Below are 22,733 nucleotides of genomic sequence, written 5' to 3' on the forward strand. Positions count from 1 at the left end.
ATTTAAAATTTTGTTCTTGACATTTTCGGGGGGGGATATAATAGAAGAAAGTTTTGCGTATGTGAAACTTAAAAAATTATACTTTTGTAAATTCAATTTACAAAAAAAGGAGTGATATTATGAAACGAAATATCAATGTTTTAATGGGTGCTTTTTTAGCAATAAGTATGCTAGTGCTTTTTAGTTCATGTACCCAGCCCGGTTGGATTGTTTTAGATAAAGAACAGCAATTCATTTATAGTAACTTTATTGTGGAATTAACCGTAAAAGTACAGCGTAACGAACTGTCTGCCGCGGACATAAAAAAAGAACTGGAAGAGGAGAATGTGGGTTTAAAACTTTTTAAATTTAGTATTGTTGACACAAAAGCAGGGACTAATGTTCCAAAAGGTTCAACACTTGCATATGTTCAAAAACGATTTTTACCCGCCAAGCTAAAATAAACTGAGGAATATCATTTTGTAAAGCTGTCCGGACTCGATTTTGAGCCGGACAGCTTTACTTAGATCAAGGTATGCCTGATACTTGATTAAAATATTCTTTAATTACCCGATTCTTAAAATCATATTTTTTAATAACTACTAACTGATTTTAAAAATGACTCCGTTTATCTGCATAGATATCCTGAAAAATCAAATAAGATGGATGGCAGAGCGAGCCGGTATATTATAATTTTACAAAAAAATACCGATTAGCCTACAAGACTAATCGGTATGTATGCTTATTTAAAAGGGGCTGTTATTTTATAGGCTCTAAATGAGCTTGGAAGTGTCTAAGAATCGGGGGTTCCCAGATAATTTTGTATCCCTTAACTTGAGATGCTCTTTCTTTAATGTTAATTAAAGCTCCTGCAATAACATCTAAGTGAGACTGTGTATATACTCGTCTAGGAATTGCGAGGCGGGCGAATTCAAATTCGGATTTGATTTGTTCTCCGGTTTCGGGGTCGTTTCCGAGCATGAAAGAACCGATGTCGCATGTTCGGATTCCGGCTTCCTTGTATAATTCTACGCAAAGAGTGTGGCCGGGGAATTCATAATACGGAATGTGAGGGAACATGGCATTTGCATCAACATAAACGCCGTGCCCGCCTGCAGGGTTTTGAATTGCAATACCTGCATCAAGAAGCTGAGAAGCTAAGTATTCCATAGAAGCATTTCGGTATTTCAGATATTCTTCATCAATACCTTCATACAAACCGATGGCCAAGGCTTCAAGGTCGCGTCCTGCAAGACCTCCGTAGGTGATAAAACCTTCGAAAGAAATACAGTTACCCTTAATCATTTGATAGATTTCCTGATTATTTTTAATACCGATCAAGCCGCCCATATTAACGATAGCATCTTTTTTGGCACTCATTGTAAAGGTGTCGGCATAGCTGAACATTTCACGGATAATTTCTTTAATGGATTTATTCTTGAATTCTTCTTCTCTTTGTTTTACAAAGTATGCGTTTTCTGCAAACCGTGCAGCGTCTATATTGAACAAAATGCCGTATTTTTTTGCTACTTTGGCAACATCACGAATGTTCTGGATTGAAACAGCCTGTCCGCCGGCAGAGTTGTTTGTAATTGTCATTACAATCATGCCGACTTTTTCTTTTCCGTGTTCGTTAATAAGCTGTTCAAGTTTTTCAACATCCATATTTCCCTTAAAAGGAGCATATTCGGAAGGTTTTTTTGCTTCTTTGCATACGCAGTCGAGCGGTCTTCCGCCTGCCAGAGTTACATGAGCTCTGGTCGTATCAAAGAACATATTTGAAATAGCAACCTGACCGTTTTTAAGCAGCAAGGGGAATAATACCTTTTCTGCAGCTCTTCCCTGATGAACGGGCTGGATAAATTCATATCCGAAAATATCTTGACCGGCTTCAACTAATTTGAAATAGCTTTTTCCTCCGGCATAGGCCTCATCTCCGACCATAACACCGCCCCACTGCTTATCGCTCATTGCGTTGGTTCCGCTGTCTGTCAGTAAGTCAATATAGACATCTTCGCCGCGTAAGTTAAACATATTATATTTTGCTTTTTCAAGATACTTAATGCGGTCCTCACGTGTTGTCATTTTGATGGGTTCAACCATTTTAATTCTAAATGGTTCCGGTACATACTTTTTCATTAAAAAGCCTCCTATAGTTATTATGCCGTACAGTTTATCATCCCTTTTTTTTGCTGTCAAGCCTTTTTAGAATTCTTAAGTTGTAATTTATTTATATTGACATCATAATTATATAAGAGATATAATTCCGGCAAATTTGGAGAATTGATTTATGGAAACAATAAAAAATAATTTTTTAGGTATAGCGGTATCTGCATTGATTTGTTTACCTGCATGGTTTTTGGGCAAAATGTTTCCGCTGGCCGGAGCTCCGGTAATAGCGCTTCTAATGGGGATGACTATTACGCTTTTATGGAAAGATAAGGGTCCGGCTGCTCAGGGAATTACCTTTGTTTCAAAAAAGGTTTTGCAATGGGCTGTTGTGCTTTTAGGTGCAGGTTTAAACTATACGGTTATTTTAAAAACGGGAGCGCAATCTCTTCCCATTATATTATGTACAATCGGTATATCGCTTTTGATTTCTTTTGTTCTTTATAAATTGATGAAGCTTAATAAAAATACGGCGATATTAATCGGTGTGGGTTCTTCAATTTGCGGAGGATCGGCTGTTGCGGCATCTGCCTCGGTGATAGATGCAGATGCCGAAGATGCGGCTCAGGCAATTTCTGTTATTTTCTTTTTTAATGTCCTTGCAGCCCTTATTTTTCCAACTCTTGGAAGGGTATTAGGTTTTGATACGGCTTCAGGAGAGGCCTTCGGCATATTCGCAGGAACTGCAATAAACGATACTTCTTCAGTAACGGCCGCTGCTGCGGTATGGGACAGTATGTGGAGTCTGGGCTCTCAAACCTTGGATAAGGCTGTAACAGTAAAGCTTACAAGAACCCTCGCTATTATTCCGATTACCTTTACTCTTGCTTTTTTGAGGGTAAAAGAGATGAAAAATTCGGCCGAAAAAAAGGTAGATCTAAAAAAAATCTTTCCTTTTTTTATTTTGTATTTTATAGCTCTTTCGGTTATCACAGCCGTTTTATCAAATCTAGGAGTTCCATCATCGGTTTTTGTCCCGGCAAAGACATTGAGTAAGGTGCTTATTACTGCTGCGATGGCGGCTGTAGGCCTTAACAGCAATGTATTAAAGTTAATAAAAACCGGCGGCAAGCCTCTTTTTTTGGGTGCAAGCTGTTGGATATCCATTACTATTGTTAGTCTGCTTATGCAAAAGGTTATGGGAATCTGGTAAAATTGTAAACTTAAAAGCTGCCGCATTTCTTTACTAAATTCCGGTTTTTTTGTATTATTTAGTCCTTAGACTTTTAGTCTAAGAGGAGAAATTCTATGAGACTTATCATAAAAAATAATTATGACGATTGTTCAAAATGGGCTGCCGATTATATAGGCAATAAAATTATCGAATTTAATCCTACAAAGGAAAGGCCCTTTGTTCTAGGCCTTCCTACAGGTTCAACGCCGTTAGGTATTTACAAAGAGCTTATAAAAAAGAATAAAGAAGGTGTTTTATCATTTAAGCATGTTGTTACCTTTAATATGGATGAGTATGTGGGCTTGGAAGCCTCTCATCCGCAAAGCTATCACTACTTTATGATGGATAATTTTTTTAATCACATCGATATCGACCCTAAAAATATTCACATCTTAAACGGAATGGCAAAAGATAAGAAAAAAGAATGTGAAGATTACGAAAAAGCAATCCGCTCTTACGGAAAAATTAATTTGTTTTTAGGCGGAATAGGGGCTGACGGACACATAGCCTTTAATGAGCCCTATTCTTCTTTAACATCCCGTACAAGGGAAAAAACTTTAACACGCGATACCATCATAATGAATTCCCGCTTTTTTGAGGGAAACGAAGACCTTGTTCCAAAGACAGCCTTGACCGTAGGTATAGGTACAATTATGGATGCTGAAGAAGTTCTTATAATGGCAACAGGACACGCTAAGGCTGAGGCGGTGCATCATGCAGTGGAAGGTGGGATAAGCCATATGTGGACTGTAAGTGCTTTACAACTTCACCCCAAATCGATTATAATATGCGATGATGAAGCTACCGATGAGCTTAAGGTAAAAACGGTAAAATACTTTTTGGATATAGAAAAGGAAAAAAGAAACTAATGCATCAGGATAATAAATACAGGCTGCAAACTATCTCGTTTTTTGTATTACTTGCAGGAATGCTGATTCTTGTAGGTAAGTTGTTTTTGCCTTATGCAAGTGTTTTATTGTGGTCGGCAGTAATGTATATTTTAGTAAGCCCGATATACAATAAAATATTATCAAAAATGAATAAAGAGAAAAAAACTTTTCATATAAAAAAAAGATTGCTTGCAGGCAGCTTTGCAATAATGACAGTTCTTGTTGTTGCCGGGGTCTTGTTTTTTGTAGTGATAAAAATATTCGGCCAAGGTAAAATTCTTGTTCAAAATATTCAGAACTTTTTAGAAAACATAAATAATTCGGAATCCGGTTTTTCCAAAACCGATATAGCTGCAGCCGTAAACCGATTGTCTATGGGGACGGTAGATATTTCAAACCTTGATTTACAAAAAGAATTTTTAAGTCTTTTATCAGCCTCATCGGATCGGATATTGCGGTATGCAACAAGCCTTGTAAAAAATGCAGGCTCCTTTTTTCTGTCCCTTGTTTTTTTTGCCTTTGCTCTTTACTTTTTTTATGTAGACGGAGCATATCTTTTCAGTTTATTAAAACATGCCATCCCGATAGATAATGAAACATCCAGCAAGCTGTTTTCTAAAATAGGAGAAATTACGACTAATCTTTTTAAAGGGCTTTTCTTGGTTTCATTTTACCAATGTCTTGCATCTTTGATTGTTTATCTTATTTTCGGAGTTCAAAGTGCATTATTGCTTGCAATTCTAACATTTTTCAGTTCATTTTTACCTCTTGTCGGCTGCGGCCTAATTTGGTTCCCTGTCGGAGTGGGCTTATGTTTTACGGACGGCCTTGTAAAGGGATTGGTATTTTTGGTCGTTGCAGGTTCAATAATCAGCTTTATGGATAATTTTTTACGCCCCTTCTTTTTAAAGGATAGAATAAAGATACATCCTCTTTTAATCTTTTTTTCAATGTTGGGCGGAATAAGTATGTTCTCATTTGACGGAATTGTTTTAGGGCCGATGATTGTAATTTTGTTCTTTACAATTTTGGATATGGCATTGGATATAGAAGAAAAAAAAGAAAATGAAGATGACAGTTTTGAACATTTAGTATAAGGAGAAAAATTTATGATAACGGAAAAAACTATTTTGCCGCATAAGGCTTTGTTTAACGAAAATGGAGATATAGAAACTCACAAGCGCAAGATGATCGGAGGAAATACAACTAACTTAAACGATTTTAACAATATGAAGTATTCATGGGCAAGCGATTGGTACAGACAGGCTATGAATAATTTTTGGATACCGGAAGAAATAAACATGACCACCGATATTCAAGACTATCGAAAATTATCCGCACCGGAAAAAACGGCCTATGATAAGATTCTTTCTTTTTTGATTTTTTTGGACAGCATCCAAACAGCAAACCTTCCCAATGTCGGACAATATGTAACAGCCAACGAGGTAAACTTATGCCTTACCATTCAAGCCTTTCAAGAAGCCGTTCATTCGCAAAGCTACAGCTATATGCTCGATACAATTTGTTCTCCCGAAGAGAGGACAGAAATTCTATATCAATGGAAGGATGATGAACATCTTTTACGCCGAAATAAATTTATCGGCGATTTATACAACGAATTTCAAACGGACAAGAGTGCTCGTGCTTTTTTAAAGGTCTGCGTTGCAAACTACATCTTGGAAGGTATTTATTTTTATTCAGGCTTTATGTTTTTTTATAATTTGGGAAGAAACAATAAGATGCCAGGCTCGGTACAAGAAATCCGTTATATCAACCGCGATGAAAATACGCACCTTTGGCTTTTCCGTTCGATGATTCAAGAATTGCAAAAGGAAGAACCTCAGCTGTTTACTCCTGAAAATATTGAGCTTTTTAGAGCCATGATAAAGGAAGGCTGCGAGCAGGAAATAGCTTGGGGAAATTATGTTATAGGAAACGATATTCCGGGGCTTAACAGTCAGATGGTAACCGACTATATTCAATATTTGGGAAACCTCAGATGTGAAAATCTCGGCTTTGCTCCGATTTATGACGGCCACAGGGAAGAACCACAATCCATGAGCTGGGTCAGCCAGTACAGCAATGCAAACCTGATTAAGACGGACTTTTTCGAAGCCAAGTCTACAGCCTACGCAAAGTCCTCAGCAATGGTGGATGATTTATAAATTCGGTCCTGTTACTTATTGTGTAAGCGGCCGGGGCATTCTTCAGCTTTAGTGTAATATAAGTTTTTCGCCAAAGATACCCTTATTATATTCAAAACTAAAAGGACCATTAGCTCCATCACCACTCTGAAACTTGTTAAGTATTATTATATCTATATGTTAAGCGAGAAAAAAGTCCAGCGTATTGAAAAGTATAAATTAAAATAAATTTGAACCTTTTTCTTTTTTGCGACGATATTAGTATGAGGCCTTTGGTCAAGAATTTGAAAATGGAAAATAAAATCGATTTAAACCTTTTGATTGATCAAGCGTGAGATTCTCTTTGGTGCTTTTGTTTAAGGCTTGAAAAAACAAGACTTGATGCTGAAGACCTATATCAAGAAACAATGTTAAAAGCAATTAAGCTGCAAGACAAAATAGCATTTGATAAAAATCCTAAGGCTTTTTTATTTTCGATTGCTGCCGGAATACATAAAAATAAATTTCGTAAGTTTTTTATAAGAGTTAAACTTGCACCTCCTTCGAGCACGGCACTTGAATCTCTTTCTTCTCCTTATGAAGTTTTACCCGAAATCGAATTCGAAAAAAAAGAATTGAAAGAAGAAATCGAAAAGGCTGTTTCTTCTTTGCCCGAAAAAATTAAGATAAGCGTTTTAATGTTCTATTCGGCGGATATGAGCATTGCTGATATTTCAAAGAACTTAGATATACCTGAGGGAACGGTAAAGAGCAGGCTTAATAAGGGCCGTAGTATTTTAAAAAATATAATAGAGGAGAGCGGATATGGAATCAAATGATAAAACCGATATTGTGATAAGTGAAATTTTAAACACAGGTGAAAAAACTCCTTTGCATATAAATAAAAAAATTTATGCACAGATAAATATGCAAAACAATAATCTTTTGGATGTTCCTGTATTTATTATTTTGATAAATATAATTACCGCAATTTTTTCGGGTATTATTTTTATAAACATAGGTTTGATTTTCCCTTTTTTTATATTTTTAGGGATAGGAATTATAAACATCACTATTTTTTTAAGTATTCTTTTAAAATTAAAATATAGTACAAACGCGGTTCAATATGGATTTTAGAATCCTTATAGAAAGTTCTTATGGTATGTGTGTGCTTTAACAGCACACACCTGAAAAAAACTTTTTTCAGGATTTTATAATCCTTAACAAAAAGTTTTTATGGAGGAAAAAATGTTTTTTGTTTCACTTATTGCTGTTATCATCACAGCATCTATTTTTGCACTTGCTGCCCGCATTCTTATTGCATATTGGGTTTACAAGGATGCTCAGGAAAGAAACGACGAAGCCTTGGTTTGGGTTTTGATTGTGTTTTTTTTATCGGCAGTGCTCGGACTAATTCTTTATCTTGTAGCAGCCCGAAAAAGCAGGAGAATAAAATGTTCTTCATGCGGATTTACTCAGGCTGCCGGAATTCCTTATTGCGGAAGTTGCGGTAAACAGATGCCCTCTGTTTCGGAAGCCGTAAATAAAAGAAGTAAGGCAAATCTTTGGCCTTTGATTACCGCAGGTATTTTAACCCTTTTGAGTTTAATTTTTTCGATTATATTATCGATTTATATCTTTAAATCGGCTTTCAACGGAGAAATAGAAAATTTTTTTCCGAATTCAGACATAGCTCTTATGCAAAGTCAAACTAATTTTAATAACTTATATAAGGCATCATTTAAATATAAAACTTCCGAAAAATTCAGCACCTTTACAATAAAAGAAGGTAAAAACTTAAGATGTTCATGGAATATAGATTCAGGTAATATTTCGGTAGAAATAAGTTTTGGTGAAAAGATAATTAAATCTTTTGATAATAATAAAGACGGAAATATATTAAACACCGAAATCGATATGTCGGATTATGTCGGCAAAAAAATTAAACTTAAAATCAAATGCAGTAAAGCATCGGGTTCTTTTGAATTTAATGCTCGCTAAATTGATTTAAAATTAAAACTTTTATGAGAGGTATAAAATGAAAAAAAATATTTTGACAGTTGTTTTTGCTTTATTCTTTTTTTTAAGTTTTGCTCTAGGCGCACAAGAACAAAATGAGTATGCGGAAAAAGATTATTATGAAGCCCTAAAGGATAATACATTTTCTATAAATTTTGAAGATAAAAAATATCTCGATAAAATTTTTGAAGAAGAAGATTTAACTAATTATGATATTATCCTGATAGGAGAAAATCATGCCGTTTCGGCCAACTATATTTTAAAATTTGAGTTTTTAAAATATTTACATGAAAATTATAATTTTAATCATCTGCTTGAAGAAATTCCAATAAGCCAAGCCTTTTTAATCAATCTATATTTGGATTCGGGAAATGAAAAAATCTTAGAGCAAATAAAAAAGCATACATATAAAACTTATTTTTGTACTCAAGATCATTTTGATTTTTATAGAAAATTATATAAATATAATCAAATTCAACAAAAAGAAAACCGCATAAAAATAATAGGTGCAGATGTAGAACATCAGCCGATCCTTGCTTATGCAGCCATGTATTTATTAATTAAAGAAAAGGAAAATTTAAAACATCTTTCGGATATAAAAACTTTATTGGAAAAACTTGTAATGAAGGGAGAAGCAGATAAAGATATTTATTCCATTGCTCAAAAATGTAATAAGTTACTCATTGATGAAGAAATGGGGGAAAAAGTTTTAAGTGAAAAAGATTTTCAACTATTAAAATTAATCAATGATAATATTTTAAACTGTAAGACCCTTTATGCAGCCCCTCAAAATGAATTCAATAAAAAAAGAGATAAGATGATGTATGATAATTTCCGCATATTGGATACCGACAAAAATAAATATTTTGGAGTATGGGGGAATTTTCATGTTTGGCAAGCTCCGGTAAACGGTCTTTTGCCATTTGCTTCATATATAAAAGCGAATAAATCTTACAGCGATAAAATATTATCTGTTATGATTCAATATATAAATTGTATGTATTCTAATCCTCATAATGATTATAAATCGGAAAAACTTGAAAACAAAATGTTTTATCTTCAAGCTTACTATCAAGATATACTGGAAAAAGGTAAAGGAGATTTATACATATACAGGTTAAATTATAAAAATTCGCTCTTTAACAAAATGAATACCAACGGAAAAAAAGCAATGCCGGGAGAAACTCTTATAACCGATCTATATCAATATTTGATAACGGTAAAAGATTCTCCCGCTTGCAAAAGGGTAAAGTTTAAATAAGAACCTATGCACTCAATGCCTTATCTTTGGCACTTAGATCTTTTTTAAAAAGTTTAATCACTATAGATGTGGATAAAATCATAACCAAGGTGTCTATTATCGGGCTTGAAATCCAAACTCCACGAGTTCCAAAAAATATAGGCAGAATTAATACGGCCGGAATATAAAGTAAAAACTGTCTGGCAATTACCAAGATGCCTGCATACTTTGCCTTACCCAAGGCTTGGAAGAGGGTTAGATTTATAATCATAATTGCCGACAAGGGGAATAAGGACATTGCGAGCATTGTATTTGTTCTTCCTAAGGATATTAGTTCCGCGTTTTCCAAAAAGAGCCCTAAGACTCTTTCAGGTATAATTAAAAAGACAAGCCAAAATATTAGGGCTAAGCATAAACTGAAGCCGTAAAATAAAAGCGTTCCTTTTTTCACCCTGTCAAATTGTTTAGCTCCGAAGTTTGTTCCGGCAAAGGGCTGATAACCTTGACTGATTCCCCAAAGCGGAATAAAGGAGAGCATTAGATATCTAAAAAAAGCTCCCATTAAAATTACTTGATCTTCTCCGCCGTATTTTTTTAATGTAGAATACATAACTGCCTGTTGTAAAAGAGCAAAGACCTGCATGAGCATTGCCGAAAAGCCGATTGAAAGGGTTTCTTTTACTATGCCTTTTTGAATTTTAAAATGCTTAAATTTAATATTTTTACTGAAAAATGCAAAGTAACAAAAGTTGCATATTGCAAGTACAACTTGAGATATAACTGTTGCAATGGCTGCCCCTTCAAGCCCTTTCTTTAATACAATTACAAAGACGGCATCTAAGATAATGTTTAAGACGGCACTTATACCCATCAAAAGCATGGCCAGTCCCATTCTTCCTTCGCCCCGCATAACCATATTAGCCGCCTGACCAAAATTTACAAAGATTGATCCGAGGTATACAATTCTTAAATAGCTTATACCAAGGCGAAGCATTTCTCCCTCAGCTCCTATGAGGTGTAAAAGCTGCGGTGCAAAAATTAATCCTACAGTCATAGTTCCAAATGAAAAAAGAAGGGTTAGTAAAAGTATGTTTCCCATAATCGAATCAACGGTTTCTTGATCGTTTCTTCCCACTGCCCTAGACAAAACTGAAGCAGAACCTATTCCTATTAAAACTGCAATGCCGTTGTTTATCAATGTAAAGGTATAGGCCAGGCTGATAGCTCCTAAGGCTGTGCTTCCTACATATCTCCCTACAAAAATTGCATCTACAAAGCTGTATAAACTGATTACAAACATTCCTATAATGCCCGGAATGCTTAACTCCATCATCAACTTAAACATATTACCGGATATTAAATACTCTCTCTTATCTGTCATAAGAACCTCCATAACTGACGATTGCGTCAGTTATATTATATAAAAAGAGAGAAGAAAGTCAAGATAAGCTAACTAATTTTTAGTAATTCAGCTGACAACAAAGCTTTTTTTTACAAAAGAGTAGATGAGGTCATGGATTTCTTTTTTATCAAAAATAGTTTTATCTTCAAAAAGTTCATACATTATAAGAATTCCGTTAAAGAAGCGGGAGTAGAGTTTCCCTGCCTTATTTGTCTTATACTTTATTTTTTTTCCGGCTAAGTTTTTTCTCACAAACAAATGTTCAAGATTCTCGCTTATAAACTTATGAGCCTGATCTTCAAGTTGTAAAAAAAGCTCTTCATACTCTTTATCATATATAATTTCGGCAAGGAACATAAGGTAGAGCCGTTTTTCCGGCACCTCGTCAAAGAGTTTTCTCATTAGGGCCTGAGTTACAATTTCGTAAATATCATCAATATCTTTTACGGCATTAAAAATTTCTTCATTCCGTTTGTATCTAAAATAATTTCCGGCTTCCATTATGGCAAACATTATGGCCTTTGTACTTTTAAAATATTGATAAACACCGCCCTTTGAAAGAGTTGTGGCTGCAACTATGTCCTCCATAGTTGTATGACGGAACCCTTTTTTTAAAAATACAGTCTTTGCTGCTTCTATTATCTCAAGAGAGCGCTCTTCCCTTGTTTTTCTCGTGAATTTTGCCATATCTATATTATAAGGAAAAAGCAAAAAAAAGAAAGGGTGAAAAGTAAAATGCTTTTATGCTTCGGCTAGGGAGTCCCTTCTCTGGTTTGTTGACACAATATTAAGAATTTATACTTGACTTTTACCCACAATATTGTATACTTATAAAAAATACGGTAGATTGCTATACCGCTTTAACAGGGTGTCGTCCCTCCTTACATGAGGGGCGACCAGCCCTGTGCTTGCAAGAAACCTTCTAAGATTTTTTTGTTTAAAGTCTTGACAATGTAGTGTAGTGTGATATAATAGAAACAACGGCAGATTGCTATGCTGTTTTATAAAAGAGTTGCGTCCAAGTAGCTTATAGTGAAGATGGGCGGGACTCTTATGTAAGAAAAATAACGGCAGTTTTGCACCGTTTATAAGAGGGGTGACCCGCTGACCCTAAAAAATTTGCACCTAAGCAAAATCTGGCCGGCGGGCAACGCCCCTTTTTTTAGTGGCTTGAAAAATTTTCATACTGCGATATAATGAAAATAAGCGGGGCGTGAGGCGTTGCCGAGTGTAACTGGGTACCACGCAACTAACGAGAGGTTTTTACCCGAATAAAGCTTGTACGCAAGGCTCGGTCTGAAAACCTCTTATTTTCCTATTTCATATAACCCGCAATTTTTTTAACTTTTCAATTCTTGTTTTGTCTCCTTTTTAAATTACACAACTCTCAAAAAAGCTCTAAAGAAATGATTTTGTAATATTCGTTTGATATCCATCTTAAGGTCTTCCCTAAAAACCTTGTTGGATTTATTTCGCATCTTTCGGAATAGATATGTCCGACGAGTTTTTAATAAGTTTTTATGTAATAATGACTTATTAAAAATACCTCAAATTAAATCTAAGGAAAACCTCTAAAAACTATTTCGCAATTTGCTTTAGTGAATATGATGAATAATTTACTTACAGAACAAGCCGATAGGCTTGCTGCTTTTCGAGGTTTCATTAAATTACACAACTCTCAAACCCTTTCCTATGTTATACATTTTAACGCAACGTTTGAGATCCATCTTAAATTACACAACTCTCAAACTATAGTTTCGATTTTTTGTTTTTTCCCAGCGTTTGAGATCCATCTTAAATTACACAACTCTCAAACCGTATTTTGAGGGAATGGAAGAACACTACAGTTTGAGATCCATCTTAAATTACACAACTCTCAAACAAAGAATAAAAGATTTGTTAAAAGAAAATAGTTTGAGATCCATCTTAAATTACACAACTCTCAAACAGGAGATATGAAAATGAAAAAGATTGTTTTGTTTGAGATCCATCTTAAATTACACAACTCTCAAACCTCAGATATGGCGTAGGTGAGAGCCTATCACACTATGGATAGCGGTAGTCTAAGATGATTACCCTTAATATTATCATGAGGTGTATTTATTGTCAATATATTTCGCAAAGGTCATTATCAATAATATAAGGCTTTTCACAATCTTCTTTTGTAGATGTGTATGTCCCTTCTATTAAAAAAAGATTTGTTTTTATGTAACGGGCAAATTTATATAGTTCGGATAGATCTTTGAAATTTAAAAACTGTTTTAGGTTTATAAAAATAAAGCATCTTATTTGATTTAGCTCCACAGAAGCACTTATATAGTCTATAATTTTTTCAAGTAAATTATTGTATTCTGTTTCAAAAGAAATATTAACAGCCTTAAATATGCTGATCAAATTAAATTCTTCATTCCTTTTGAGAGGTATATCTAAAGAAAAAAGTATCTCGTCTAGGTACTTTAATATTTCGCTTTTTATGCTGCATGTTTTTAGGTAACTGTACTCATCGGAAATATTTTGTTTTAAAATTGAATAAATTTTATTTAGATTTTGTTTATTATTTATATCAATATTTATAGGATTAAGTATAAGTTCACATGTTTTTTGGATAGAAAGTTCTTTATTATCTTCTGATAGTATGAATTTCCCTTCACTACCTGAATATTGATTAAAAAGCTCAGATATAAATTTGGTAAAAAAGGCTTTATTCTCTATGGTTAAAACATTAACTTTATTTTCTGAAAAGACTATTTGATTTTCGAGATCAGGATGCACTAGTTTCATAGAACAACAAGCCTTTCATCAGTATGTAAATATTCTGTTTTTGATTCTCCAATAATAATTTCCATTCTTGCATATTGTTTTTCGGTAACTGTTAATACTTCAACCAAGCCTTCAGGCGGTTTGTTCTTTTCTATATTCTTTACTACAGAATCTCGGCTTGTAAGATTTAAAACTAATTTTGAGTAAACAGACTTTTGCTGCATAATAAAACCGGATTTAATTAAAAATTTATCACAAAAAATTATCTTAACTTTTTGTTTTATAAGTTCATTTAATAAGGCTGCAGTTATAGAGACCGCTGTCGTTTCAATGATTAAAACCGAAATTTCTTCTATAAAAACTTTTTGAGTTTTTTCTCCTCGAACTACGAGGTGATTTAACTTTAAATCCAGTTTTGCCCTATTTGAAATAACAACGGTTCTCCAACTCATATCTTTAGCAAATTAATCCTTTTTTCAAAAACCCCTGTTATCGATTGATAAATTAAAATGCAGTTATCAAGGTTTGATATTTTTTTTCCTAATGTTGTAACCCCGGCTGTAGATTTTCCTTTGATTAAGCCTAAATCAATCGCCTCTCTGGTAGTACAAAATAGTTTTAGAATTTCTAATGTAATTTTAATTTGATCTTCAGTCTTTAAATTTATAAATGCATCTCTTCCTTTGATTAGCATATCTAAGGTTGTAGAATTCGGCCTTTTACTATAAATACTATCCCTGTGCTTTGCTAAAAGCATATCATAGATTTCCAGATTCTTCTTTTGAAGAACTTCATAAAACTCATCTTCTCCTATTTCATCTGTTTTTTTCTTTTTTGATAGTTCTTCTTTTACATAGGATCTAAAAGATAAATCCTCATAAGGATGAATTGTTTTTCCCATATTCTCTCGTTGACTTCTTATTTCATTGAATCTTATGATTTTTTTTAAAATAAAGGACATCGTCATTTGAACAGCAAAATTGAACAGCAGGTCTTAGCACAAAGGAATCTCCGGTTTTTCCGGTAATGTGGCAAGGAAATCCGTTAATTTTTAAGAGGGAGTTGATTTTTATTTTGGGAACCAAAATCTTAAATTCGTTTTTCCCTGTCTGTTTTTTTAAATAGCTTTTTAATCCATCTTGATTTTTTTTAATATCCTTTACCAAATATAGAGGAATGGTTTCTAAGCTGCGTATTTTTTTTCCTTTTTCTTCGTATTCTACAAGAGTATAATATGCGGCAGAAACCTTATTATAGCCTCCATATTTTGAAATACTAGAAAGAGGGCCTTTTTGTTTTAAAGGATGTTGACCAAAACCTTTTTTCATAATGGTTTGGTTAAAGAGCTCCCTTTTTTGCAGGAAGCTTGGCGTGTATAAATAGGGGTGTTCTTTTTAAGCATATCCTTTACAGTGATAATTGTTTTTTCTTTTTCCCATGCTGTAATATTATTTCTTTTTACATCATAGTCAAAAACCTTATAATAGTTGTAAGTATCGGCAATCTTAGGATTATCCCTTTTCTCTTTTATAAAATTCCAAGGATTATTTGTAAATTTTGTATTATATACATTTCCGACAACAATATTTAAATATGCATCATGGGCATGATGAAAGTCGTTTATTTCTCTGCATTTTACAATATCAAATTTGTTTCTAAACATTGATACTGTTTCAGCCTTAGAGTAAATAATCTTAGTTTCGGGGAAAATTTGCTCCAATACCTTTGCTGCAACCTTGGTAGCCTGTCTTGTTTCTACAAGCTGGCGGGCTATGAATTTTGCCGTTTCGTCATCAGTTATTGGTGTTGTCCTTGTTAATCTGTTTAGTTTTTCAAGGCTTATAAAGTTATTTTTTTGTAAAAAATTCCAAAAGCCTCTTTGCTTTGATTGAATCTCAGACGCCAAGGGATATTCATCTTCCTTGTTCTGATTGCAGCTGCTGCATACTAAAACCCGGTTACTTATACTGTCATCTTTAATTTTTGATTGAGGGTAAATATGGTCGATATCATACTTGCTTGTATCAAATACATGTCCTATTTCAATTGGTTTACCGCAATACATACACTTTCCAAGCTGTGTGTAATAAAGATAAAGTTTGTCGCTGCGAAGCCTTAAATTATCTTCATTTTCTATTTTACCTGAAAGATCTTTTATCTCGGAGCTAAAAGCATCTACATCATTTTTACAATTATTGTATAAGTCCTGTAAAATTTTCAATCTTGTCTTAGTCCTTGCAGGTTCAAGTTCTGCACTGCGAGCCATTTCGATAAATATTTTTTTAGGAGGGGCTTGAGTGATATGAGATATTTCTTTTACAAGTTTAAGAGTTTGCCACAGCATTTTTTTTACCGACGGCGATAAAAATAAGGGTTTGACCAAGCCGTTATATGAAAATCGTTTTTCGGTATCTTCAAACGCCGAATTTATCTTTTTAATATTTTCATTAAATTTAAATTCACTGCTGAGAAGCTCCATTAAATTATTTTGAGTTTCACGCATTGCCGTTATTATATTTATGGGTTCACTGAACCCTGGAATTTCTGATGTGACACTTTCAAGGAATTTACGGGATAATCTTCCCCAACCTAAAAATTTAAGATTTAGAACAGCTTTAATCTGTTCATCGGAACAAGCATTACCATACTCATTTTTTATTTTAGTTTTAAGAATGCTCTTACCTTCTCCTTCATGATAGATAGTCGCCCATCTTATAATATCCTCAAGCATCTTTTTTGTAGATACTTCATCTACTTGCTTTCCGAATATGTTTTTAAGCTCGATATAAGATTTTAATGAAGATGTACATTCTTTATCAATACCTAAAATAATTACCTCATCCGTTTTATTGCAAACACCTTCATTTTTTATAAAAGTTGAAATCTGTTTTTGCGTAATTTTTTTATATTTTTTAAATAACTCTTCATATATCATTTGCTTTAGTTTAATATCGCATATATTTTTTCCGTCAATGACAATCTGTAAATTATTGATTTCATTTAAAACAGTAAACTCGGAATATAAAAGAGAGTTTTTGGGTAAAACTTCTTCTCCTGTTAGGTACGTACAAAAATTAGTTCTGCTTGTAATAAAGGCTTCAGCTGTTTTGTCCTTATCTATACGGTCAAAAAAGTTCCATGGGGCGGTTTTACCGGAAGGGGCTTTTTCTTTTTTTACGGCCCAGCATCTATCGGGAAAATATTTTTTATGTTTATCGTTTATAGGCCCAATATAATAAGGAATCTTAAATGTTAAGAGCATTATGATTTTTTCGCTGATAGATAAACCATTTTCACCCTTTTCTTTTAAAAAAGAAAAATGTTTTTCTGCATTGGCTAATATCTTTTCCAATTCCGTCCTGCGCAATTGATAAGGAATTTCTGCATTGCTTTTAGACACCTGCTTAGGTAAAAAAGTTCCTGTTTCAATTTCGGATAATATATCATTTATTTCTTTTATGTCCGATTTGGCAGAAAGAATGCTTTTTAAAAATTTATAAAAATCTTCTTGGCCGGTAGTGTCTTTTATAATCTTTTTTTTACTTCCGGTTTTACATACCCCTACATATCTCGAATAATTACAGATATTGTTTTCAGACAGTTTATATCCGAATACTCTTCTATAATCTTTTGGGAAATGCTTTTTTATAACATTTTTTAATTTGGACAAATTGCTCTTATGCTTTTCGTATATCTTAACCTTTGCAAAAGAAAGATACTGCTCATCACCTATTACCTTTGAAAGAACAGAACAATTATATATAGCCTTTGCTTTTAACAAAAGCTCAAAAGAATCTCCTAAAAATGAAGCAAGCTCATCGCTTAAAGCGTCAAAATCGTCTTTAGAAAAAGATATGCTGTTTCTCTCTGCATCCTTTAAGTCGGGATTATCATAAAGATCTGCAAAGTTTACCTTGTTACCCGATATTAAATTCGTAATAGCTTTTTTTTGTTTGTCGGACGGCTTTAGTCCTAAAAGCTTATTTAGAAGGCTTTGCTTTTCTGAATTTTTTAAAGAGCTGTCCTTTAAAATGTCTTTTATTTTTTGAGTATCGGCATCAATATCTAGTTCCATATCTGTACGCAGATATTCAAAAAGAGTTTTTATAGAAGTATCAAACTGATTTTCCGAATCGAAATCACCTTCAAATAAAAAATGGCCTCTTTTTTTGATAATATTATGGCAGGCTAGGTATAAAAGCCTTGGATCAGGGTTTACCTTGTTTTCAATCCAAGCCTTTATCAGGTGGTTTATAGTAGGATAAGCTTTATGATAGGTCTTATCGTTAAAATCTTTATCATTAAAAAAGACTATTTTCCTGTAATATGGTCTTATCTTCTGAATAAAGAGGGCTTTCTTTCATTCTTTGGAAAAATACCTCATCTTTTTTTGCAATTTCTTCGGCAAACAGCTCTTGAAGCAATTTTATTCTTTTATTTCTTCTCTCAATACGGCGCCGAGCCCCTCTGTGAAGCCTTCTGGCTTCTGCCGTTTCTGCCGTATCGAAAAGCCTCATACCCCAAAGGTCTTTACGATTAGCCTTTAAAAGCTTATAGTCAGTATCAGTAACTGCCCAGCCGACAGAGCCCGTTCCTACATCCAATCCGAGAAAATAATCCTTAATTTCTCTTTTCATTATTGACCATTCCTTTAAAAAATATTAAAATATACTTACACAATTTAAGATCCATCTTAAATTACACAACGAGTTCAAATAAGAATTCATCAAAATCGTCCTTTCGGGGACCGCTCATTGTGGAGCATCAAGGCTTAACATGGTTAAGCCTTTTTTATTAATTACTCAAAATTATAACTTATTTTTTTATACCTGTCCACATTTTATATTGAATTATTTGAGGCTACTGTTTGAATACGGACTACTTTCCATAACTTTTCACTTGATGCTTGCTTAATTTGGCGTTTTAGGGTATAATATCATCCATATATGACGCGCGGATCAAAAGGCTCTGACAGTAAAAAGACAATATCCTCCCCTGAAGGCATTTTAAAGGATGTATTCGGGTATGATGAATTCAGACCCTTTCAAAAAGAAATTATAGATAGCATTCTCCAAAAAAAAGATGTCCTTGCTGTAATGCCGACAGGGGGCGGAAAATCTTTATGCTATCAGATTCCGGCTCTCATTTTTGAAGGTGTAACCATAGTGGTTTCCCCCTTAATTTCCCTCATGCATGACCAAATTTGCGGTTTGGAAACAATAGGGGTGGAGGCTGTTGCCTTAAACAGCTCATTGGATTGGGAAAAATATACCGATAATATCCGCCGTATTAAAAACGGAGAGGTAAAAATACTCTATGTTGCTCCCGAAACCTTGGTCAGCGACCGATGTAAGGAGCTTCTTTCTTCAATAAAAGTGGATTGTCTTACAATAGATGAGGCTCACTGCATTTCGGAATGGGGGCATGATTTTAGACCTGAATATAGGCAGTTAGCCGAAATCCGCAAGCTCTTAACAGATGCTGCCTGTCTTGCCATAACGGCAACGGCAACCGAAAAGGTTCGGTCAGACATAAAAAAAATGCTGAAACTCAAGACACCAAAGGAATTTATTGCCGGTTTTAACCGTAAAAATATCTTTTTGGAAGTTAAAGAAAAGCAAAAGCCCTTTGAGCAGGCTTCGGAATTTCTAAAAGAGCATAAGGGCGAAAGCGGTATTATTTACTGTTTTTCCCGTAAACAGGCAGATACATTGTCTGTTCAACTGTCGGTTTTAGGATACAATGCAAAGCCCTATCATGCAGGACTTTCAGATGAGCTTAGACAAAAAACTCAAAATGACTTTATCAATGACGATATCGAAATAATCGTAGCAACCGTGGCCTTCGGGATGGGAATAAATAAACCTAATGTTAGGTTTGTTATTCATTTTGATTTACCCAAGAGTGTAGAGCAATACTATCAGGAAATAGGCAGGGCAGGGCGAGACGGAAATCCGGCTCATGCTCTTTTGCTTTTTTCGGCTGCCGATATTTTTAAGCTTAAATTTTTGATGCAGGATAAATCTCCCGATGAGGTGAGAAAAGCTGAAACTATGCTTTCCGCCATAAGTAATTATGCACAAGCCAATAGCTGCCGCCGCCGTGCGATTTTAAAATATTTTGGAGAAAATATATCCGAAGAAAAATTAAAAGAAGTACAGGGCGATGCACCTTGTTGTGATTTTTGTTCCAGAGAAAAAATAGAAAAAACTGACCTGACCGTTCCTGTGCAGAAATTTTTATCCTGTGTTGTCAGAACAGGATGCAGGTTCGGTGCGAGCTACATTATCGATGTTCTTTTAGGCTCAAAGCAAAAGCGCATACTCGAAAACAAACACAATGATCTTTCCGTTTGGGGTATAGGTACTGAATTCAATAGGGAAGGATGGTTTAATCTTGTCCGCATATTATTGGCTGAAGACTACCTTATAAAGGACGAAGATTATTCGGTGTTGTCATTAACTCAAAAAGCAAAAGAAGAACTTCAAGCCCGAACTGCTATTATGCTTCCATTTAATTATGAAAAAGATAATTCTGCTAAAAAGGAAGTAAAAGAAATATCAAAACCTCAAGTAGCTGAAAATAATTTGGATGCATGCGGTAAGGCGATTGTTAATGCTTTAAAACAAAAGCGCAGGGAGCTTGCCGATGAGGCTAGGGTTCCCGCTTATATTATTTTTTCGGATAAAACAATCTTTGATTTAGGTCTTAAAAAACCTTCTTCACTTGCAGAGCTTGACAATATTTTCGGTATCGGAAAGGCAAAAAAAGAAAAATACGGGGAACTAATTGTTAAACTTGTTACCTCTCACAATAAAAAGAAATTGGATTAGGATTTTAAAATATGAATATCTTAGTTGATAAATTTAAAGAAGTTTTAATGTCGGTTTTACCAATCGTCATTTTGACAACAATCTTGAATTTTGCATTTATTCATATCGATTATCATGTCTTTATTAGATTTTTAATCGGGAGTGTATGCATAATATTCGGACTGGCTTTTTTTCTGTTTGGAATCGAGATGAGCGTTACAAAAATCGGTTTACAAATGGGAAAAGAAATTACAAAGCGGAATAAAATTCTGATTTTGATTTTAGGCGGTTTCGCCCTCGGTTTTTTAATTTCGATTGCAGAGCCCGATTTACAAATTTTGGCAAGTCAGGTAAAGACGGTAACTAAGAACGGGATTCCCGCAGTAAGGCTAATAGTAGTTGTTTCCGTCGGTGTTGCTGCCTTTGTGGTTTTCGGTATTTTGAGGACCGTATTTAATGTTTCTCAAAAAATCATTTTTGCTCTTTCTTATGGAGTTATATTTTTACTCTCTCTTTTTTCGACTTCGGCGTTTATTTCGATAGCCTTCGATTCGTCGGGAACAACTACGGGAGCTATAACCGTACCCTTTATTTTGGCCTTGGCTGCCGGTGTTTCAGAGATGAAAAAAGATTCGGCCGCATCCGAGCGAGATGCTTTCGGGCTTGTAGGTATGGCCTCTGCAGGAGCAATCGTAGCTGTTTTGGCTTTGAGCGTATTCGGAAAAACAAAAGAAATTTCTGCCGATGATTTTGTTTTCAATTTGGATGTTCATACACGGATATTTTATCCCTTTGCGGAACACTTTTTGCCGATACTTTATGAATGTGTTTTATCCCTTTTACCCTTAACGGTGATATTTTTAATTACAAACTTTATCAGTATTAAATTGCGGGCTAAAGATTTAATTCCGGTTATTAAAGGTCTTATAATTACATTGATAGGTTTATTTCTATTTATGTGGGGAGCAAAATCGGGTTTCTTGGATGTAGGAATAGCTATGGGAAGCCGCTTAGGCGAAATAGGAACTAGGCCCTTAATTCTTTTTATCGGAGCCTTGATAGGTATTGTTTCTATTCTAGCTGAGCCTGCCGTTTATGTTTTGACGGTACAAATAGAAAACGTAACGAGCGGTCATATTCCACGTAAGATAGTTTTAATCTTTTTATGTATCGGTGTCAGTTTTGCGGTAATGCTTTCGTTACTTAGAATTATAGAACCGTCTTTTCAGTTATGGCATATGCTTTTACCCGGATATATAATTTCACTTTTATTGTCCATTGTTGTTCCGGATTTATTTGTAAGTATAGCCTTTGATGCCGGAGGTGTTGCTTCAGGCCCCATGACTGCGACCTTTGTTTTATCACTTGCTCAAGGCCTTGCTAATTCCACTCCGACAGCAAATGTATTGATAGACGGTTTTGGAATAATCGCAGCCGTAGCTTTGGCTCCTATTATTTCGCTGCAAATTTTAGGATTGATATTTAAGATTAAAAGTGCAGGAGAACAAAAATGAACGATTTTTCCCTTTTAATAATTTTAGTTCCTTTCGGGCGTGCAACTAAAATAGTAAGGTACGCTAAGGAGAAGGGACTTACCGGAGCAACAATAATGATTGCCTTCGGTACTGTAAAAAGTAAACTGCTTGATTTTTTAGGGATTCAAGAAACACGAAAAGAATTGATTTTGACGGCCGGAAATGGAGAATTTTTAGACGGTCTTATGGATGAGTTGAATAAAAAGTTCAATCTTACGAGGAAAAATTTCGGTATAGCATTCCGTATGCCTTTAAGTTTTATTAATATTGAAAACACTCTTGATGATGAAAAGCCCGTATTTAAGCGGGAGGAGGTAAAAACTATGAAGTCTGCAATATTTACTGTTGTTAATAGAGGAAAAGCAAATGAAGTTGTCGATGCTTCTTTAGAAGCCGGAGCACGCGGCGGAACAATAATTCATGCAAGAGGCTCCGGGCTTAATCAAACAAAGCTTATCTTTGACATGGAAATTGAACCCGAAAAAGAAATTGTTTTAACCATTGTTGATGATGAGCAGCTTGATAATGTAGTTGAAGCAATCAGAAAAAATTCCGATGTGGAAAAAGACGGCCATGGAATTCTTTTTGTTATTCCTATAAGTAAGGCTTACGGTATAAAATAGGTTTACA

General features: G+C 34.5%; 20 protein-coding genes, 1 pseudogene and 1 CRISPR repeat array. Of the genes and pseudogenes, 12 read left to right on the forward strand and 9 right to left on the reverse strand.

The annotated features are described in order from the left end of the window. Positions 1 to 119: 119 nt before the first annotated feature. Positions 120 to 443 carry a hypothetical protein gene (locus E4O00_RS12625; protein WP_253677696.1) on the forward strand — a complete coding sequence of 108 codons (324 nt, stop codon included), beginning with the start codon at positions 120 to 122 and terminating at the stop codon, positions 441 to 443. A 295-nt stretch (positions 444 to 738) separates the two neighbouring features. Here E4O00_RS12625 and E4O00_RS12630 read toward each other — a convergent pair whose 3' ends face one another. Beyond that, positions 739 to 2,118: a tryptophanase gene (locus tag E4O00_RS12630; RefSeq protein WP_253677697.1), complete on the reverse strand. Its 1,380-nt coding sequence runs from the start codon at positions 2,116 to 2,118 to the stop codon at positions 739 to 741. 151 nt (positions 2,119 to 2,269) lie between these two features. Here E4O00_RS12630 and E4O00_RS12635 point away from each other — a divergent pair, with 151 nt between their 5' ends. The 8 genes and pseudogenes from E4O00_RS12635 (at position 2,270) to E4O00_RS12670 (ending at position 9,615) form a co-directional block, all read left to right on the forward strand. Next, positions 2,270 to 3,301 carry a YeiH family protein gene (locus E4O00_RS12635; protein WP_253677698.1) on the forward strand — a complete coding sequence of 344 codons (1,032 nt, stop codon included), beginning with the start codon at positions 2,270 to 2,272 and terminating at the stop codon, positions 3,299 to 3,301. 95 nt (positions 3,302 to 3,396) lie between these two features. Next, entirely contained in the window at positions 3,397 to 4,191 is a 795-nt protein-coding gene (gene nagB, locus E4O00_RS12640; RefSeq protein ID WP_253677699.1) for a glucosamine-6-phosphate deaminase, read from the forward strand. Then, on the forward strand, positions 4,191 to 5,309 hold the full coding sequence (locus E4O00_RS12645; protein WP_253677700.1) for an AI-2E family transporter: 1,119 nt from the start codon (positions 4,191 to 4,193) through the stop codon (positions 5,307 to 5,309). The genes nagB and E4O00_RS12645 overlap by 1 nt, the downstream gene beginning before the upstream one ends. Before the next feature lie 12 nt (positions 5,310 to 5,321). Then, a complete protein-coding gene (locus E4O00_RS12650) occupies positions 5,322 to 6,377 on the forward strand; it encodes a ribonucleotide-diphosphate reductase subunit beta (RefSeq protein ID WP_253677701.1) in 1,056 nt (351 codons plus the stop codon). Between the two features lie 380 nt (positions 6,378 to 6,757). Then, positions 6,758 to 7,174, forward strand: a pseudogene (locus E4O00_RS12655) (RNA polymerase sigma factor); the annotation flags it as partial. Then, a complete protein-coding gene (locus tag E4O00_RS12660; RefSeq protein ID WP_253677702.1) occupies positions 7,161 to 7,472 on the forward strand; it encodes a hypothetical protein in 312 nt (103 codons plus the stop codon). The pseudogene E4O00_RS12655 and the gene E4O00_RS12660, both read left to right, overlap by 14 nt. A gap of 111 nt (positions 7,473 to 7,583) precedes the next feature. Further along, positions 7,584 to 8,336: a PLDc N-terminal domain-containing protein gene (locus E4O00_RS12665; protein ID WP_253677703.1), complete on the forward strand. Its 753-nt coding sequence runs from the start codon at positions 7,584 to 7,586 to the stop codon at positions 8,334 to 8,336. Positions 8,337 to 8,373: 37 nt separating this feature from the next. Next, on the forward strand, positions 8,374 to 9,615 hold the full coding sequence (locus E4O00_RS12670) for a TraB/GumN family protein (protein WP_253677704.1): 1,242 nt from the start codon (positions 8,374 to 8,376) through the stop codon (positions 9,613 to 9,615). Between the two features lie 4 nt (positions 9,616 to 9,619). On the opposite strand, the gene E4O00_RS12675 is transcribed toward E4O00_RS12670, so the two are convergent. The 8 genes from E4O00_RS12675 to cas9 (E4O00_RS12710) form a co-directional block, all read right to left on the reverse strand. Beyond that, entirely contained in the window at positions 9,620 to 10,975 is a 1,356-nt protein-coding gene (locus tag E4O00_RS12675; protein ID WP_253677705.1) for an MATE family efflux transporter, read from the reverse strand. 87 nt (positions 10,976 to 11,062) lie between these two features. Beyond that, the gene (locus E4O00_RS12680) at positions 11,063 to 11,707 is read right to left on the reverse strand and encodes a TetR/AcrR family transcriptional regulator (RefSeq protein ID WP_253677706.1); all 645 of its coding nucleotides are present in this window, start codon (positions 11,705 to 11,707) and stop codon (positions 11,063 to 11,065) included. 937 nt (positions 11,708 to 12,644) lie between these two features. Continuing rightward, positions 12,645 to 13,010: a CRISPR direct-repeat array (repeat unit 36 nt; unit sequence GTTTGAGATCCATCTTAAATTACACAACTCTCAAAC). Between the two features lie 92 nt (positions 13,011 to 13,102). Next, positions 13,103 to 13,777 (reverse strand): type II-A CRISPR-associated protein Csn2, encoded by a 675-nt coding sequence (gene csn2, locus E4O00_RS12685; protein WP_253677707.1) that lies wholly within the window; start codon positions 13,775 to 13,777, stop codon positions 13,103 to 13,105. Next, positions 13,774 to 14,208, reverse strand: a complete 435-nt coding sequence (gene cas2, locus E4O00_RS12690) for a CRISPR-associated endonuclease Cas2 (protein ID WP_253677708.1) — start codon at positions 14,206 to 14,208, stop codon at positions 13,774 to 13,776. The genes csn2 and cas2 overlap by 4 nt, the downstream gene beginning before the upstream one ends. Continuing rightward, a complete protein-coding gene (locus tag E4O00_RS12695) occupies positions 14,205 to 14,657 on the reverse strand; it encodes a Cas9 endonuclease PAM-interacting domain-containing protein (protein WP_253677709.1) in 453 nt (150 codons plus the stop codon). Before E4O00_RS12695 ends, cas2 begins: the two co-directional genes overlap by 4 nt. Before the next feature lie 22 nt (positions 14,658 to 14,679). After that, complete coding sequence (locus E4O00_RS12700) at positions 14,680 to 15,084, reverse strand: Cas9 endonuclease PAM-interacting domain-containing protein (protein ID WP_253677710.1); 405 nt, start codon at positions 15,082 to 15,084, stop codon at positions 14,680 to 14,682. Next, positions 15,081 to 18,101, reverse strand: a complete 3,021-nt coding sequence (cas9, locus tag E4O00_RS12705) for a type II CRISPR RNA-guided endonuclease Cas9 (RefSeq protein WP_371922735.1) — start codon at positions 18,099 to 18,101, stop codon at positions 15,081 to 15,083. The genes E4O00_RS12700 and cas9 (E4O00_RS12705) overlap by 4 nt, the downstream gene beginning before the upstream one ends. Continuing rightward, a complete protein-coding gene (cas9, locus tag E4O00_RS12710) occupies positions 18,058 to 18,393 on the reverse strand; it encodes a type II CRISPR RNA-guided endonuclease Cas9 (protein WP_253677711.1) in 336 nt (111 codons plus the stop codon). Before cas9 (E4O00_RS12710) ends, cas9 (E4O00_RS12705) begins: the two co-directional genes overlap by 44 nt. A 309-nt stretch (positions 18,394 to 18,702) precedes the next feature. Between cas9 (E4O00_RS12710) and recQ the strand changes: the two genes are divergently transcribed. From recQ to E4O00_RS12725, 3 genes are read left to right on the forward strand one after another with little or no spacing between them, the layout of a single operon-like run. Then, on the forward strand, positions 18,703 to 20,589 hold the full coding sequence (recQ, locus tag E4O00_RS12715) for a DNA helicase RecQ (RefSeq protein ID WP_253677712.1): 1,887 nt from the start codon (positions 18,703 to 18,705) through the stop codon (positions 20,587 to 20,589). A gap of 11 nt (positions 20,590 to 20,600) precedes the next feature. After that, entirely contained in the window at positions 20,601 to 22,082 is a 1,482-nt protein-coding gene (locus E4O00_RS12720) for a DUF1538 domain-containing protein (protein WP_253677713.1), read from the forward strand. Further along, positions 22,079 to 22,726: a P-II family nitrogen regulator gene (locus E4O00_RS12725; protein ID WP_253677714.1), complete on the forward strand. Its 648-nt coding sequence runs from the start codon at positions 22,079 to 22,081 to the stop codon at positions 22,724 to 22,726. Before E4O00_RS12720 ends, E4O00_RS12725 begins: the two co-directional genes overlap by 4 nt. The last annotated feature ends 7 nt before the right edge of the window (positions 22,727 to 22,733 follow it).

It is taken from the genome of Treponema sp. OMZ 788 (genome assembly GCF_024181245.1).
Classification (GTDB): domain Bacteria; phylum Spirochaetota; class Spirochaetia; order Treponematales; family Treponemataceae; genus Treponema_B.

Excerpts from the sequence above, each read along its gene's own strand:
- E4O00_RS12670 (WP_253677704.1), top strand. The coding sequence starts at position 8,374 with ATGAAAAAAAATATTTTGACAGTTGTTTTTGCTTTATTCTTTTTTTTA.
- csn2 (WP_253677707.1), bottom strand. The coding sequence starts at position 13,777 with ATGAAACTAGTGCATCCTGATCTCGAAAATCAAATAGTCTTTTCAGAA.
- recQ (WP_253677712.1), top strand. The coding sequence starts at position 18,703 with ATGACGCGCGGATCAAAAGGCTCTGACAGTAAAAAGACAATATCCTCC.
- E4O00_RS12720 (WP_253677713.1), top strand. The coding sequence starts at position 20,601 with ATGAATATCTTAGTTGATAAATTTAAAGAAGTTTTAATGTCGGTTTTA.
- E4O00_RS12650 (WP_253677701.1), top strand. The coding sequence starts at position 5,322 with ATGATAACGGAAAAAACTATTTTGCCGCATAAGGCTTTGTTTAACGAA.
- E4O00_RS12635 (WP_253677698.1), top strand. The coding sequence starts at position 2,270 with ATGGAAACAATAAAAAATAATTTTTTAGGTATAGCGGTATCTGCATTG.
- nagB (WP_253677699.1), top strand. The coding sequence starts at position 3,397 with ATGAGACTTATCATAAAAAATAATTATGACGATTGTTCAAAATGGGCT.
- E4O00_RS12665 (WP_253677703.1), top strand. The coding sequence starts at position 7,584 with ATGTTTTTTGTTTCACTTATTGCTGTTATCATCACAGCATCTATTTTT.
- E4O00_RS12695 (WP_253677709.1), bottom strand. The coding sequence starts at position 14,657 with ATGGGAAAAACAATTCATCCTTATGAGGATTTATCTTTTAGATCCTAT.
- E4O00_RS12675 (WP_253677705.1), bottom strand. The coding sequence starts at position 10,975 with ATGACAGATAAGAGAGAGTATTTAATATCCGGTAATATGTTTAAGTTG.
- E4O00_RS12645 (WP_253677700.1), top strand. The coding sequence starts at position 4,191 with ATGCATCAGGATAATAAATACAGGCTGCAAACTATCTCGTTTTTTGTA.
- cas9 (WP_253677711.1), bottom strand. The coding sequence starts at position 18,393 with ATGAAAAGAGAAATTAAGGATTATTTTCTCGGATTGGATGTAGGAACG.
- E4O00_RS12625 (WP_253677696.1), top strand. The coding sequence starts at position 120 with ATGAAACGAAATATCAATGTTTTAATGGGTGCTTTTTTAGCAATAAGT.
- E4O00_RS12660 (WP_253677702.1), top strand. The coding sequence starts at position 7,161 with ATGGAATCAAATGATAAAACCGATATTGTGATAAGTGAAATTTTAAAC.
- E4O00_RS12725 (WP_253677714.1), top strand. The coding sequence starts at position 22,079 with ATGAACGATTTTTCCCTTTTAATAATTTTAGTTCCTTTCGGGCGTGCA.
- cas2 (WP_253677708.1), bottom strand. The coding sequence starts at position 14,208 with ATGAGTTGGAGAACCGTTGTTATTTCAAATAGGGCAAAACTGGATTTA.
- E4O00_RS12700 (WP_253677710.1), bottom strand. The coding sequence starts at position 15,084 with ATGAAAAAAGGTTTTGGTCAACATCCTTTAAAACAAAAAGGCCCTCTT.
- E4O00_RS12630 (WP_253677697.1), bottom strand. The coding sequence starts at position 2,118 with ATGAAAAAGTATGTACCGGAACCATTTAGAATTAAAATGGTTGAACCC.